The following is a 268-nucleotide window of genomic DNA, read 5'->3' as shown; positions in this document are numbered from 1 at the left end:
CCGTGAGCCTCGTTGCGGCCTTGGGATGGGCAGCGCATCAAGGCCAGCCGCCGGCTCGAGGCGGACAATCGGCTCCCGCTTCAGGCTCCCGCCGCGGCAGGCCCGGTGGCGGGTCAGCTGGTCCCCCGCCGCTGGCCAAGCGGCCGCGCGGGTAGTCCACGGGGCGAGGGCCTCAGCCCCTGATCCCCGCCAGATCCCGCAGCACCTCGACCTTGTCGGTGCGCTCCCAGGTGAACTCCGGCTCGTCGCGGCCGAAGTGGCCGTAGGC

At 74.3% G+C, this 268-nt stretch carries 1 protein-coding gene; it reads right to left on the bottom strand.

What is annotated here, in order from left to right; genetic code table 11:
• Positions 1-172: 172 nt before the first annotated feature.
• Positions 173-268, bottom strand: a 96-nt coding sequence (locus NET02_RS16635) for a hypothetical protein (RefSeq protein ID WP_347711065.1), incomplete at its 5' end; no start/stop codon positions are given.

Origin of the sequence: Thermalbibacter longus (genome assembly GCF_023806485.1) — a bacterium.
GTDB lineage: Bacteria > Chloroflexota > Chloroflexia > Thermomicrobiales > Thermomicrobiaceae > Thermalbibacter > Thermalbibacter longus.
This window is presented reverse-complemented; position numbering and strand designations above follow the sequence as displayed.